Origin of the sequence: Paraburkholderia ultramafica (assembly GCF_902859915.1) — a bacterium.
In the GTDB taxonomy this organism is placed as follows: domain Bacteria; phylum Pseudomonadota; class Gammaproteobacteria; order Burkholderiales; family Burkholderiaceae; genus Paraburkholderia; species Paraburkholderia ultramafica.
On sequence record NZ_CADIKK010000046.1, the window covers coordinates 34455 to 47769 of the forward strand.

The 13315-nt window shown below is 65.0% G+C and carries 11 protein-coding genes and 1 tRNA gene; 9 read left to right on the top strand and 3 right to left on the bottom strand.

Features of this window, described 5'->3' with window-relative positions:
- Nucleotides 1–20 precede the first annotated feature (20 nt).
- The 6 genes from rnc (at nucleotide 21) to nagZ (ending at nucleotide 5444) form a co-directional block, all read left to right on the top strand.
- Entirely contained in the window at nucleotides 21–1250 is a 1230-nt protein-coding gene (rnc, locus tag HV744_RS32170) for a ribonuclease III (protein WP_175153356.1), read from the top strand.
- Nucleotides 1251–1304: 54 nt separating this feature from the next.
- A complete protein-coding gene (gene era, locus HV744_RS32175; RefSeq protein ID WP_175153357.1) occupies nucleotides 1305–2204 on the top strand; it encodes a GTPase Era in 900 nt (299 codons plus the stop codon).
- Complete coding sequence (gene recO, locus HV744_RS32180) at nucleotides 2191–3108, top strand: DNA repair protein RecO (protein ID WP_175153358.1); 918 nt, start codon at nucleotides 2191–2193, stop codon at nucleotides 3106–3108. Before era ends, recO begins: the two co-directional genes overlap by 14 nt.
- Nucleotides 3105–3869, top strand: a complete 765-nt coding sequence (gene pdxJ / locus HV744_RS32185; RefSeq protein ID WP_175153359.1) for a pyridoxine 5'-phosphate synthase — start codon at nucleotides 3105–3107, stop codon at nucleotides 3867–3869. Before recO ends, pdxJ begins: the two co-directional genes overlap by 4 nt.
- 26 nt (nucleotides 3870–3895) lie before the next feature.
- Complete coding sequence (gene acpS / locus HV744_RS32190) at nucleotides 3896–4345, top strand: holo-ACP synthase (RefSeq protein ID WP_175153366.1); 450 nt, start codon at nucleotides 3896–3898, stop codon at nucleotides 4343–4345.
- A 70-nt stretch (nucleotides 4346–4415) separates the two neighbouring features.
- Nucleotides 4416–5444: a beta-N-acetylhexosaminidase gene (nagZ, locus tag HV744_RS32195; RefSeq protein WP_175153360.1), complete on the top strand. Its 1029-nt coding sequence runs from the start codon at nucleotides 4416–4418 to the stop codon at nucleotides 5442–5444.
- 112 nt (nucleotides 5445–5556) lie between these two features.
- Here nagZ and HV744_RS32200 read toward each other — a convergent pair whose 3' ends face one another.
- The 3 genes from HV744_RS32200 to earP all read right to left on the bottom strand — a co-directional run bounded on the left by HV744_RS32200 (nucleotide 5557) and on the right by earP (nucleotide 9784).
- Entirely contained in the window at nucleotides 5557–6939 is a 1383-nt protein-coding gene (locus HV744_RS32200) for a sigma-54-dependent transcriptional regulator (protein ID WP_175153361.1), read from the bottom strand.
- Nucleotides 6940–7615: 676 nt separating this feature from the next.
- On the bottom strand, nucleotides 7616–8173 hold the full coding sequence (gene efp, locus HV744_RS32205; protein ID WP_012433870.1) for an elongation factor P: 558 nt from the start codon (nucleotides 8171–8173) through the stop codon (nucleotides 7616–7618).
- A gap of 405 nt (nucleotides 8174–8578) precedes the next feature.
- Complete coding sequence (gene earP, locus HV744_RS32210; RefSeq protein WP_175153362.1) at nucleotides 8579–9784, bottom strand: elongation factor P maturation arginine rhamnosyltransferase EarP; 1206 nt, start codon at nucleotides 9782–9784, stop codon at nucleotides 8579–8581.
- A 265-nt stretch (nucleotides 9785–10049) separates the two neighbouring features.
- Here earP and uvrC point away from each other — a divergent pair, with 265 nt between their 5' ends.
- From uvrC to HV744_RS32225, 3 genes are all read left to right on the top strand, one after another.
- Nucleotides 10050–12239: an excinuclease ABC subunit UvrC gene (uvrC, locus tag HV744_RS32215; RefSeq protein WP_175153363.1), complete on the top strand. Its 2190-nt coding sequence runs from the start codon at nucleotides 10050–10052 to the stop codon at nucleotides 12237–12239.
- A gap of 189 nt (nucleotides 12240–12428) precedes the next feature.
- Complete coding sequence (gene pgsA / locus HV744_RS32220; RefSeq protein WP_175153364.1) at nucleotides 12429–13022, top strand: CDP-diacylglycerol--glycerol-3-phosphate 3-phosphatidyltransferase; 594 nt, start codon at nucleotides 12429–12431, stop codon at nucleotides 13020–13022.
- Nucleotides 13023–13239: 217 nt separating this feature from the next.
- Nucleotides 13240–13315, top strand: a tRNA-Gly gene (locus tag HV744_RS32225).

Consider the following 13315-nt stretch of genomic DNA (forward strand, 5'->3'; position numbering starts at 1 on the left):
GCCCGCGTTATACTCTGCCCATGCCCCTATCTCCGTTGGAAAGCCGACTGCGCTACGAATTTCGCAATGCGGAATTGTTGCGCCAGGCTTTAACGCACCGTAGTCATAGTTCCACGCATAACGAACGGCTCGAGTTTCTCGGCGACTCCGTTCTAAATTGCGCGGTGGCTGCGCTTTTGTTCCAACGTTTCGGCAAACTGGACGAAGGCGATCTGTCGCGCGTCCGCGCCAATCTGGTGAAGCAGCAGTCGCTGTATGAAATCGCTCAGGCCCTCAATATTTCGGAAGGCTTGCGGCTCGGCGAGGGCGAACTGCGCAGCGGCGGCTTCCGCCGGCCGTCGATCCTCGCTGACACGCTCGAAGCGGTGCTGGGTGCGGTGTTCCTCGACGGCGGCTTCGACGCCGCCCAGACGGTCATCAAGCGCCTCTATGTGCCGATTCTCGATCACATCGACCCGCGCACGCTCGGCAAGGACGCGAAGACGCTGCTGCAGGAGTATCTGCAGGGCCACAAGATCGCGCTGCCTACGTACACGGTCGTCGCGACACATGGTGCGGCGCACAATCAGCAATTCGAAGTCGAATGCACGGTGCCGAAGCTGGACGTGAAAGTGTCCGGTTCCGGCGCGAGCCGGCGCGCGGCGGAGCAGGCGGCCGCCAAGAAGGCGCTCGACGAAGTGATGGCCTCGGCGCCCGCTGTCGTCGCCAAGCCCAAGCGCTCGAAGGGTGCCCGCGCGGCGAAAAACGTCGAGCCGGAGATTGTGCCCGGCGTCACGGGTGTCCAGACCGCGCTGGATTTGCGCAGCCCGGAGCGCAAGGGCGAACGCGGCACGGCGCGCGGCGAGCCGCGCGCGGCTGCCGCAGCGGACCCCGCCGCTGAAAAGCCCACTGCTGAAAAGGCCGCCGCCGAACGCTCCACGCTGACCGCGGCAGGCGCGCCGCTTGCCGTCATTCGCGCCGCGCACGTCGAGTACAGCGGCCATGACAAAGCCGAGCGTGCCGAGAAGCTCGAGAAATCGGACAAGGCGACCGCTCACGCGAGCGACAGGTCCGCTGACAAAGCAGCAGCGGACAAACCGGCCGAAGGCAGAGCCGAAGCCGCTCCCGCGCGCCACGCAGACCGCCAGCGCGGCCGCGAAGCCACACCCGGTGCAGCCGCCGTGTCCGCGCCAGGCGCACCGGCACCCACCGAACACGAACCCGGCGTAGCCGACGCGGTGCAAACGCGCGTCGCCGATGCGGGCCATTGATTGCCGTCGGCGCGCCATTCCCGCGTGTCGATCTGAACTTGCCGTAGCCCGAATATGAACGCTCCCACTCCCACTGGTTTTCGCTGCGGCATGGTCGCGATCGTCGGCCGCCCTAACGTCGGCAAGTCCACGCTGATGAACGCGCTGGTCGGCCAGAAAGTCAGTATCACGTCGCGCAAGGCGCAGACCACGCGCCATCGCATCACCGGCATTCACACGCTCGAAGACGCGCAGTACATCTTCGTCGACACGCCGGGTTTTCAGACCAGGCACAGCGGCGCGCTGAACCGCTCGCTCAATCGCGCGGTCACGTCCACGCTGACCTCGGTCGACGCGATCCTGTTCGTGATCGAGGCCGGCCGCTTCGGCGCGGACGATCAGAAGGTGCTCGACCTGATCCCGCCGTCGGTGCCCACGCTGCTGATCGCGAACAAGCTCGATCGCGTGTCGGATAAGGACTCGCTGTTCCCGTTCATGCAGCAGGTCAGCGCACTGCGCCAGTTCAACGAGATCGTGCCGCTGTCGGCCAGGAATCCCGACGACATCAAGCGCCTGATGGCGACCGTCAAGCCGTTCCTGCCAGAAGGCGCGCCGATCTATGGCGAAGACGACCTGACCGATCGCAGCGAGCGCTTCCTTGCCGCGGAAATCCTGCGCGAAAAAGTGTTCCGCTGGACCGGCGACGAACTGCCGTACACGAGCACCGTGCTGATCGACAAGTTCGAAACCGAAGGACGCCTGCGCCGCATTTTCGCGACCATCATGGTCGACCGCGACACGCACAAGGCGATGATCATCGGACAGAAGGGCGCGAAGCTGAAGCAGATCAGCACCGAAGCGCGCCTCGACATGGAAAAGCTGTTCGACGGGCCGGTCTATCTGGAAACCTTCGTCAAGGTGAAGAGCGGCTGGGCCGACAACGAAGCCGGACTTCGTGCGTATGGGTACGAATGACGCGTGGATGACGCTGAATTCCGACGCTGCGCCGGACGAGCCGGAACCGGCCGCGCCGGCGAGCGAGCCGTCCCGGCCCGCTCGTAGCACCAAAAAATCCTCCAGCAAAAGCGCCGAGGGCGCCGAAGGCGAGCCGCGTAAGACTCCAACCCGCGCTTCGACCCGCCGCGCGCCGCGCACCTCCGCTTCCGAATACCGGATCACGGAGCAACCCGCTTTCGTTCTGCATAGCTACCCGTATCGCGAGACCAGTCTGATCATCGACGTGCTGTCGCGCGATCACGGCCGTCTCGCCTTGGTCGCGAAGGGTGCGAAGCGCCCGCACTCCGCGCTGCGCGGTGTGTTGCAGACGTTCCAGCCGCTCGCGCTGTCGTGGTCCGGCAAATCCGAAGTGCGCACGCTGACCGGCGCCGAATGGGTCGGCGGCATGCTGCCTCTGACCGGCGGCGCGCTGCTCTGCGGCTTCTACGTCAACGAACTGCTGGTCAAGTTCTGCGCGCGCGAAGACCCGCATCCCCAACTGTTCCATCACTACGTCGTCACGATGACGCGTCTCGCGCACGACGAGCCGCCCGTGCAGGTGTTGCGCTCGTTCGAACGCGTGCTGCTGCGCGAAACCGGTTACGCGATGGCGCTCGACCGCACCGTCGCGCGTCAAGCGGTGTTGCCCGAAGGCCGCTACGTGTTCGATCCGGAGCGCGGCGTGCGCGAAGCGTCCGACGAGTGGCCCGCGCAATGGCCGGTGGTTGCCGGACAAACCTTGCTCGATATGGAACAGGACGATTACCATCGAGCGCAGACCGTGGCGCAAAGCAAAACGCTGATGCGCTTTCTGCTCAACACTTACCTTGGCGGCACGCCGCTCGCGACGCGCCAGATCCTGATCGACTTGCAGAACTTATGAGCTTCTTTCTTACGTCGCCGACTGTGATTGACCTCGGCGTGAATATCGATCACGTCGCTACGCTGCGCAACGCGCGCGGCACGTCTTACCCCGATCCGATCCGCGCGGCGCTGATGGCCGAGGAGGCCGGCGCGGACGTGATCACGCTGCATCTGCGCGAAGATCGCCGTCATATTGTCGACGCCGACGTGCGCAAGCTGCGGCCGCTGCTGAAGACGCGCATGAATCTCGAATGCGCGGTGACGCGGGAAATGCTCGACATCGCCTGCGAAGTGCAGCCGCACGATGTGTGCCTCGTACCGGAAAAGCGCCAGGAGCTGACCACCGAAGGCGGGCTGGACGTGGCCGGCCAGTTCGAAGCGGTGCGTGCCGCGTGCCAGCAACTCGCCGCAGCCAATTCGCGCGTGTCGCTCTTCATCGATCCGGACGAAACGCAGATACGGGCCGCGCATGAGGCCGGCGCGCCGGTGATCGAACTGCACACCGGCCGTTACGCGGAAGCGCACGACCCCGCCGAACAGCAGCGCGAATACGAGCGTGTGGTGCGCGCGGTCGAATTCGGCGCGACGCTCGGCATCAAGGTCAACGCGGGCCACGGCCTGCACTACACCAACGTGCAGCAGATTGCCGCGATCGAAGGGATCGTCGAGCTGAATATCGGTCACGCGATCGTCGCGCATGCGATCTTCGCGGGCTGGGACAACGCGGTGCGCGAGATGAAGGCGATCATGGTCGCCGCCCGTCTCGGCGCGCGCGCCTGATGCGACCCGAACCGGCGGTCTCGCGCATGGCGATCTACGGCATCGGTACCGACATCGTTCAGGTCAGCCGCGTGGCCGCGGTCATGACGCGCACCAACGGCCGTTTTGCGGAGAAGGTGCTTGGTCCGGACGAGCTGCGTGTCTATCACGCACGTACGGCACGTTCGGCGGCGCGCGGTCTCGCGTTTCTCGCCACGCGGTTCTCGGCGAAAGAAGCGTTCTCGAAAGCGATCGGCCTCGGCATGCACTGGCCGATGACCTGGCGCGCGCTGCAAACGCTCAACAAGCCGAGCGGCGAGCCGATGGTGGTCGCTTCCGGCGAGCTGGCCGAATGGCTCGACGCGCGCGGCATCACGGCGCGCGTCACGATCAGCGACGAGCGCGATTACGCGGTGTCGTTCGTGATCGCGGAGACAGCGCAAGCGGGCGGGGCGCACGCCGCCGACACGCCGCCCACGCCGGGTAGCGCCGGATAAAAAATACTTTGAACGCGGCCCATGCCGGCCGCGTCGTTCCTTGCCCAACGCTTTCTTCTGGCGGAATTCGATGAAAACCACTCCCGGACCGGTGATGCTCGACGTGGTCGGCAAAACGCTGAACGACGATGACAAGCGCCGCCTTGCCCATCCGATGACCGGCGGCGTGATCCTGTTCGCGCGCCATTACGAGAGCCGCGCGCAACTGATCGCGCTGACCGATTCGATCCGCGCGATCCGCAAGGATCTGCTGATCGCCGTCGATCACGAAGGCGGCCGCGTGCAGCGCTTTCGCACCGACGGCTTCACGGTGCTGCCGGCGATGGGCAAGCTCGGCGCGCTGTGGGACCGCGACGTGCTGCACGCCACCAAGGTGACGACCGCGGTCGGTTATATCCTCGCGGCGGAGTTGCGCGCGTGCGGCATCGACATGAGCTTTACGCCGGTGCTCGATCTGAACTACGGGCAATCGCAGGTGATAGGCGACCGTTCGTTCCACCGCGATCCGCGCGTGGTGGCGTTGCTCGCGAAGAGCCTGAACCACGGCCTCGCGCTGGCCGGCATGAGCAATTGCGGCAAGCACTTCCCGGGACACGGCTTTGCACATGCGGACTCGCACGTCGCGATGCCCATCGACGACCGTTCGCTCGACGAGATCCTGCGCGACGACGTCGCGCCGTATGACTGGCTCGGCTTGTCGCTAGGAGCGGTGTTGCCCGCGCACGTGGTCTATCCGCAAGTCGACTCGAAGCCGGCCGGTTTCTCGCGGATCTGGCTGCAGGACATTCTGCGCAAGAAGCTGCGCTTCGAAGGCGCGATTTTCAGCGACGACCTGTCGATGGAAGCCGCGCGCCAGGGCGGCACGCTGACCGAGGGCGCGAGCGCCGCGCTGCAGGCCGGTTGCGACATGGTGCTGATCTGCAATCAGCCGGATGAAGCGGAGAAGGTGCTGGATGCGCTGCGCTTCACGCCGTCGAAGGAATCGCTGCGGCGCCTGAAGCGCATGCGGCCGCGCGACAAGGCGCTGACGTGGAGCAAGCTGGTCGCCGAGCCGCGCTATCTGGAAGCGCAGGCGTTGCTGCGCAGCGCGTTCGCATAGATCGCCAACGCTGCGCGAGTATGGCCGATGAATGAAGAAACGGCGCCTTTGATTAAAAATCAAGGCGCCGTTTTTTTTATCGGCTTCAGCCAGCCGCAACAGGCCGTCGAACTCAGTTCAGCCGCATGCGTTGCAGCTTGTTGTACAGCGTCTTCGGACTGATCCCCAGCAGCGATGCCGCGCGGTGACGCGTACCGCCGACCGCATCGAGCGTCGCGCGAATCAGCATTTCCTCGACGTCCGCGAGCGGCGTGCCGACGGTGACCTGCACGCGGCTGCCGTTCAGATCGCGGCCGTTCGCCAAACCCGCGTCGTCGGCGCGCAGCGACTCCAGCACGTCGCCCGACGCGAGATACGCACGCCGTACGCGCTCCTGCAATTCACGCACATTGCCCGGCCATTCGTACGCGAGAGATTCGCGCAGGAAGTTCGGCCCGATCTGCTTGGCGACCTCGGAGGTGCCGCGCGCGGCCGCCTCGTGATTCAATTCGTCGACCACCGCCTGAGCGATCAGAGCCGGATCGTCGCCGCGTTCGCGCAGCGGCGGAAGCATCACCGCGGCGGCTTCAAGGCGCAGCGCGAGCTCCTGATGCAGGCTGCCGTCGAGCACCGCCGCGCGCGGCGGCTTGCGCGTCGATGCGATCAGCCGGAAGTCCGTCGCGACCTGATTCGTGCCGCCGACCCGCATGAACGTTTGCGAGTCGAGCGCACGCAGCAGTGCTTCCTGCTGGGCGCGCGGCAACCCGGCGATTTCGTCGATGAACAGCGTGCCGCCGCTGGCCTGTTCGAACAGGCCCGGTTCGCGCTGCTCGGAGGCGCCGAACGCACCGCGTTCGTGACCGAACAGCAGGCTCTCGAGCGAGCGATGCGCGCCCAGGCCAGCCGCGCTGCGGCAATCGAGCGTGACGAACGGACCTTTGCGGCGCCGGCTCATATCATGCAGCGTGCGCGCCGCGGTCTGCTTGCCGGTGCCGGCTTCGCCGGAAATCAGCACGGCGGCTTCAGTCGGCGCAATCCGTTCGATCGTGTCGTACACGTGCTGGATCGCGCCGCTGCGGCCGAGCATCGAGCCGAACCGGCCGAGCTGGCGCAACGACGCGCGCAGCGTCTGCACTTCCTCGGTCAGTTCGTACGGACGCGGAATCCGTGCGAGCAGACTGCGCAAACGCGGGATGTTGACCGGCTTGAGCAGGTAGTCCCAGATGCCGTGCCGCAGACCCTCGATCGCGCTCTCGACCGTGGCATTGCCGGTCATCACGATCACGGGCAGCGCGCCGCCGGGCGGCTGCGCGGGCAGATGCTGCAGCAGATCGAGCCCGCTGCCGTCCGGCAGATTCAGGTCGACCAGCACGACGTCGGGAATGAAGCGGGTCAGCGCCGTCCGGGCTTCGGCGATCGTGGTCGCGGTGTCGACGGAGAAGCCGTCGGCGGCGAGGATGGCGGACAGGCCGGACAGGCTATTGGGGTCGTCTTCAACAATCAGGGCGTGTGGCATGGCGAGCGCAATTTTTTAGATGAATGGAATACCCGCTGCGCTGCGCCCCTAGCTCGACTGGCGCGCGTGATGCGGGCGCGATGGCTGCCCGGTACGGGGTCGGATGCCGCGCCGCGGGGCCGGCGCATGCCGCCCGGCGGCATACCAGCGGCCGACGGGTTGACATCGACGCAATGCCCGGCATGCAGCGGCATGCCGGACGGCAGACGGGACGAGCGGCGATTCGACTCACGTAGTTCTGGTCCTTTTGCTATTCACAGGGACGCCCGTGCTGCGCCGTTTGGTGCTATCTGGCACGGATAACGCGGGCGGGGTGCCTGTAGTTCTTTCATCCGGTCTGTCAGAAATCCCGGTTGTTGCCTTCAGCAATGTCGTTATTCATGCTGCGTCTCCCGAGTTGAGGAAAATAAGCCGTACCGGCGTAGCTTCAGATCAAGCATGGACTGTGCCACGGATATTTGCTATGACTTATCAATGGTTTGTCCGATGCCGGGCGGGAAGATTGGGACGACGGATTGGCAATTTCGAGAAGCTTGCCGGTAAAGTTTTCCTCAACCATACACGGCGGGACAGAAAAGAAAAAGCGCCCAAATTGGGCGCTTTTTTTTGCCACTTTTTTCGCAGCGCCGGCGTTGCCGCGGCGCTGGATTCAGGCGTGCAGGCGTTGCTGCGCGATTTATGCGCGGCTGCGGTACTCGTGCGTACGCGTGTCGATTTCGATCTTGTCGCCGATGTTGCAGAACAGCGGCACTTGCAGTTCGAAGCCGGTGTTCAGTTTGGCGTTCTTCAGCACCTTGCCCGACGACGTATCGCCCTTGACAGCCGGTTCCGTGTAGATGATCTCGCGGACCAGCGTGGTCGGCAGTTCGACCGAGATGGCCTTCTCGTTGTAGAACACGACTTCGCAAGCCATGCCGTCTTCGAGGTAATGGAGGGCGTCGCCCATCATTTCGCCTTCGACTTCGAACTGGTTGTAGTCGGCGTCCATGAACACGTACATCGGGTCGGCGAAGTACGAGTACGTCACTTCCTTGCGCTCCAGCACGACGACGTCGAACTTGTCGTCTGCCTTGTACACGCTTTCCATGCCTGCGCCGGTCAGCAGGTTCTTGAACTTCATCTTGACGACGGCGGAGTTACGGCCCGATTTGTTGTATTCGGCCTTTTGCACGACCATTGCGTCTGCGCCGATCATCACGACGTTGCCGGTGCGGAGTTCCTGTGCGGTCTTCATAAAACTGTCCTGTACGAAATAAGTAGCTTCAACTTTTGCTCAACGGCATACGGCGCAAGCGGCTTCGGCGCTTCGCTCACTACGAACCGCGCCGCGTGGAAGCGGCGGCGGGACCTGAGTGAGTGAAGCGTGGCCGGCTTGCAGCGGGGACCGACGGCGGGACCGCGTTGCGCAGCCCGGTGAATTCCGCCATCCCCAACAATCCGTTACCTGCTTTTTACCCTGTGCGGGCGTGTACACGAGTGGCGCCGATCCACAACATACGTCCCTTTTTTGACATTTGCGCCACTTCCCGACGGTTGGGACGCGTCATGCACCTTTCGATGCCGGGCTTGGCCAGTCAGGCTGACCTGGTTCGCTGCTGAGATCGGGCCGCGCTTGCGTCGTCGGCCTTTGGATAACCGCTTATTTTAACTGAGTTTTTGCGAACAAGGCCAGATTTCCGGCGAGGTCACCCACCTGGGCGAGTTCGCCGGCCCATTCGGCCGCGCGCTGCTTCAGCGCCGGGTAGTGGCGCTGGAATTCCGCCCAGTCCGGTCGGCCCGCGCCGTTCCACGCATGCCAGAAGCGCGCGAGGGCGTCCCGCGCGGCGGCGGGCAGGGTGCGGGCGTAGTGCGCGAGCGCGGCATCGAGCTTCGGCAGATGGGCATCGTCGGCTTGCGGGTAGATGTGCCAGACGAAGGGCTTCGCGGCCCATTGGGCGCGCACGAACGAGTCTTCGCCGCGCACGAAATTGATGGCGCTCGCCCACAGCAGCGCGTCGTAGCCGGCTTGCGCGGTAAAGGCGAGGGCGTGCGCGCTGAGGTTGCCGCGCGTCGCGTGCGTGCCGGCGGTGAATGAAGGCGGACCCGAAGGCAAACCGAAAAAGCGCGCGACCGCGCCGGAGATGCGGCCTTCCGGCACCAGCAGCACGACCGGCCCGGCACTGTCGCGCCATTGTTCGAGGAGGCTGTCGACGGCGGGGTTTTCGTAGGCGAACAGCGAGACGACGGTCGCCTCGGCGGGTGGCGGTGGGTGGCCGGTGGTTTGCCGCCACCATGCTTCGCGCGCCGCCGGCGATGCCTCGAAAGCGGCGCGCGCGGCGTCGAGATGCCGCTCCTTCAGCACGCCGCCGGTGCCGGGGCCGAGTCCCGGGAAAAAGAACGTTTTGGTCAGCGGATAGCGCGGATGGGGAGACGGACGCAGATGAAAATCCGCGACCCAGTCCTCGGCGCTCAGATATTCGAGGTTGAACCACACCGGCGTGCGCGCGCGCGCCGCCATCGCGGCGACATAAGTCGGCGGCAGTTCGCAGCCGAACGCCTCGATCACGACGTCGGCCACTTCGAGCGTATCGCCCGCATGGGCCGGCTCGTGCCAGTGTTCGACGACGATCCCGCCGACCGTCTGCCGCGCGCGATCCAGCGCCAGCGACGGGCATAGTTTCTGGAACGCATGCAGGTCGTCGACGAACACGCGCACCTGCCAGCCGTGCTCGCTCGCGAGTTGACGCGCGAGGCGCCAGCACACGCCGATGTCGCCGAAATTGTCGATCACCGCGCAGAAGATATCGCAGGCGATTGCGGTGGCGGCGGCAGCGGGTTGTTCGGAAATATGCGGATCGGAGGACATGGTGGCCTGGGTGGCGGATTCGAACGGTTGATGCGGCGGAAGCGCCGAAGCGGCGGACTACCCCGCAGCCTCCGCGTCGCCGCGCCCCTTCCGGAGCGCCGCCGAAGCGTTGCCGGATTCGGCGCACCGCAGGGTTCGGACGCACCCGGAATGTTCTAAACTGGCGATTCTAAAGCCTCGTTCACGATTGCGCGCGCCCGTTTCGTCCGCGCGCGCGGCACGCGGCGCAAGGCCTCGCGAGACTGTCCCACCCAATCGATCCTGCATGACCGAACCCGAAGCAACCGACGCTTTCGAGCCGAAAAAAGCGCTCGCCCAATTGCCGCATCTGCCCGGCGTCTATCGTTATTACGATACCCACGGCGCCGTGCTTTACGTGGGCAAGGCGCGCGATCTCAAGAAGCGCGTGTCGAGCTACTTCACGAAGACGCTGCTGTCGCCGCGTATCGCGATGATGGTGACGCGCATTGCGCGCATCGAGACGACCGTCACGCGCTCCGAGGCCGAAGCGCTGCTGCTCGAAAACAATCTGATCAAGGCGCTCGCGCCGCGTTACAACATTCTGTTTCGCGACGACAAGTCGTATCCGTACCTCAAGCTGAGCGGCCACAAGTTTCCGCGCATGGCCTATTACCGGGGTTCGGTGGATCGCAAGAATCAGTACTTCGGACCGTTCCCGAGCGCGTGGGCGGTGCGCGAGAGCATCCAGATCCTGCAGCGGGTGTTCCAGTTGCGCACCTGCGAAGACTCCGTGTTCAACAACCGCACGCGGCCCTGCCTGCTGCATCAGATCGGCCGCTGCACGGCGCCGTGCGTCGCGGCGATCAGCGAAGAGGATTACGCGCGCGACGTCGCCAACGCGTCGCGCTTTCTGCTCGGCCGCCAGGGCGAGGTGATGAAGGAGCTCGAGCAGAAGATGCACGCGTTCGCGAGCGAACTGAAGTTCGAGCAGGCCGCGGCGGTGCGCAATCAGATGAGTTCGCTGTCGACGGTGCTGCATCAGCAGGCGATCGAAGTCGGCAGCGACAGCGATGTCGATATTCTCGCGGTGGTCGCGCTGGGCGGGCGCGTCTGCGTGAATCTCGCGATGGTGCGCGGCGGACGGCACCTGGGCGACAAGGCGTATTTCCCCGCGCACGTGGAAAGCGCGTTGACGGCGGACGAGGGCGGTCTTGAAGAGGGCGGCGAAGACACGACGCTGGCCGGGGCCGCCATGAGTTCAGGCCCGGTTGTGGAACAAAACGCGAGCGATGAAGCTGAATCGTCCGATACCGCCGATGCCCTCGCGATCGCGCAGGACATGCCACCGGAAGACGAAGAGGCTGAAGAGGCCGAAGCCGACAATACCGACGACGCAAACCCCACCGCGTCCGCAGCGTCGAAGCCGCGCAAAGGCCGCGCATCGGGCGGGATCGAATCAGAAGTGCTCGAAGCGTTTATCGCCCAGCATTACCTGGGCAATCGCGTGCCGCCCGTGCTGGTGGTCAGCCACGCGCCGGCCACGCGCGAACTGGTCGACGTGCTGATCGAGCAGGCCGGCCACAAGGTGACCGTGCTGCGTCAGCCGCAAGGACAGCGGCGCGCGTGGCTCGCGATGGCCGAGCAGAATGCGCGGCTCGCGCTGGCCCGCCTGCTGTCTGAGCAAGGCTCGCAACAGGCCCGCACGCGCGCGCTGACCGACACGCTCGGCATGGAATGCGACGACCTCGCGCACCTGCGCATCGAGTGCTTCGACATCAGCCACACGATGGGCGAGGCGACGCAGGCGTCGTGCGTGGTGTATCACCATCACAAGATGCAGTCGTCCGAATACCGCCGCTACAACATCACCGGCATCACGCCCGGCGACGACTACGCGGCGATGCGCCAGGTGCTCACGCGCCGCTACGAGAAGATGGTCGCGCAAGCCGCCGCGAATGCCGCCGACGAAGCCGCCGAATTGCAAAGCGACGCGGCCGCCGATCCGTCGCTCGCCGCGGATGCCGCGGAACCGGTTGCGGCGGGCGGGATCCTGCCGACCATCGTGTTGATCGACGGCGGCAAGGGCCAGGTCGAGATCGCGCGCCAGGTGTTCACGGAGCTGGGCCTCGATACGGGGATGCTCGTCGGCGTCGCGAAGGGCGAGGGCCGCAAGGTCGGCCTCGAAACCCTGATCTTCGCAGACGGCCGCGCGTCGCTCGAACTCGGCAAGGAAAGCGCTGCGCTGATGCTGGTCGCGCAGATTCGCGACGAAGCGCACCGCTTCGCGATTACCGGCATGCGCGCGAAGCGCGCCAGGACGCGTCAGACCTCGCGGCTCGAAGAGCTCGAAGGTGTGGGCGCGAAACGGCGTCAACGGCTACTCGCGCGCTTTGGCGGATTGCGCGGCGTGGTCGCCGCGAGCGTCGAGGATCTGGCGAGCGTCGAAGGGATTTCGCAGGCGCTCGCGGAGCAGATCTACCGGCAATTGCACTGAACATGGCGTGTCGGGTCGGCCGCTCATCGGTGAATGAGCGGCCGGTCAACGGCTAATGAATGGCCTACAAAATGCCCGACAAGCGGCGCCAGCATCGCCCGCGCGCCAGTGCCCCCGCGCCGCTTTGCTTGTGGCAGGCCCTGTGACACGGCACAATTGCATCTCACTCGTCAGACGCTGCGCCTGCCCATGCCGTTTAATTTCCCGATTTTCCTGACCTGGCTGCGGATCGTCCTGATTCCGCTCGTCGTCGGCGTGTTCTATTTGCCCGACATGATGATGAGCCCCGCGCACCGCAATCTGGCGGCCGCGACGATCTTCATTCTGGCGGCGCTCACCGACTGGTTCGACGGCTTTCTGGCCCGCAAATGGAATCAGACCTCGGCGTTCGGCGCGTTTCTTGATCCGGTCGCCGACAAGCTGATGGTGACAGCGGCGCTGCTGGTGCTCGTGCAACTCGCGCGGATCGACTCGGCGATTGCGCTGGTGATCGTCGGGCGCGAGATCGCGATCTCGGCGCTGCGCGAGTGGATGGCGCAGATCGGCGCGTCGAAGAGCGTCGCGGTGAATTCGCTCGGCAAGTTCAAGACCGTCTGTCAGATGGTGGCGATTCCGATGCTGCTGTTCTACGGCCCGTTGCCGCTCGGTGGCGGCGTGGTGGTCGACACGCGCGTGTGGGGTCTCTGGCTGATCTATCTGGCCGCGTTCCTGACGATCTGGTCGATGCTCTACTACATGAAGCTCGCGTGGCCGCAGATCCGCGAGCGAGGCGGCGTCGCGTGAGGGTCGAAGGTCAGTCGATGGTGGTCGCGAGGCCGCGTGAGTGTGCGCGAAGGCCGTCGAACCATGAGCGAAATCTTTTATTAAAGACATTCGCAAAAGGGGTTGACACGTTTCAGTCGTTTCTCCATAATCTCGTTTCTCCGATGCACGCAGTTTGAGGCGACGGACGCAGTAAGAGAGTAGTTGCAGTAAATAAGGCAGTAGTTAGCAGCACGATGCGGGAGTAGCTCAGTTGGTAGAGCGCAACCTTGCCAAGGTTGAGGTCGCGAGTTCGAGCCTCGTCTCCCGCTCCA

What these genes read in the sequence shown, in the direction of transcription:
- rnc (WP_175153356.1), top strand. Translation starts at nt 21, where the DNA reads ATGCCCCTATCTCCGTTGGAAAGCCGACTGCGCTACGAATTTCGCAAT.
- era (WP_175153357.1), top strand. Translation starts at nt 1,305, where the DNA reads ATGAACGCTCCCACTCCCACTGGTTTTCGCTGCGGCATGGTCGCGATC.
- recO (WP_175153358.1), top strand. Translation starts at nt 2,191, where the DNA reads ATGGGTACGAATGACGCGTGGATGACGCTGAATTCCGACGCTGCGCCG.
- pdxJ (WP_175153359.1), top strand. Translation starts at nt 3,105, where the DNA reads ATGAGCTTCTTTCTTACGTCGCCGACTGTGATTGACCTCGGCGTGAAT.
- acpS (WP_175153366.1), top strand. Translation starts at nt 3,896, where the DNA reads ATGGCGATCTACGGCATCGGTACCGACATCGTTCAGGTCAGCCGCGTG.
- nagZ (WP_175153360.1), top strand. Translation starts at nt 4,416, where the DNA reads ATGAAAACCACTCCCGGACCGGTGATGCTCGACGTGGTCGGCAAAACG.
- HV744_RS32200 (WP_175153361.1), bottom strand. Translation starts at nt 6,939, where the DNA reads ATGCCACACGCCCTGATTGTTGAAGACGACCCCAATAGCCTGTCCGGC.
- efp (WP_012433870.1), bottom strand. Translation starts at nt 8,173, where the DNA reads ATGAAGACCGCACAGGAACTCCGCACCGGCAACGTCGTGATGATCGGC.
- earP (WP_175153362.1), bottom strand. Translation starts at nt 9,784, where the DNA reads ATGTCCTCCGATCCGCATATTTCCGAACAACCCGCTGCCGCCGCCACC.
- uvrC (WP_175153363.1), top strand. Translation starts at nt 10,050, where the DNA reads ATGACCGAACCCGAAGCAACCGACGCTTTCGAGCCGAAAAAAGCGCTC.
- pgsA (WP_175153364.1), top strand. Translation starts at nt 12,429, where the DNA reads ATGCCGTTTAATTTCCCGATTTTCCTGACCTGGCTGCGGATCGTCCTG.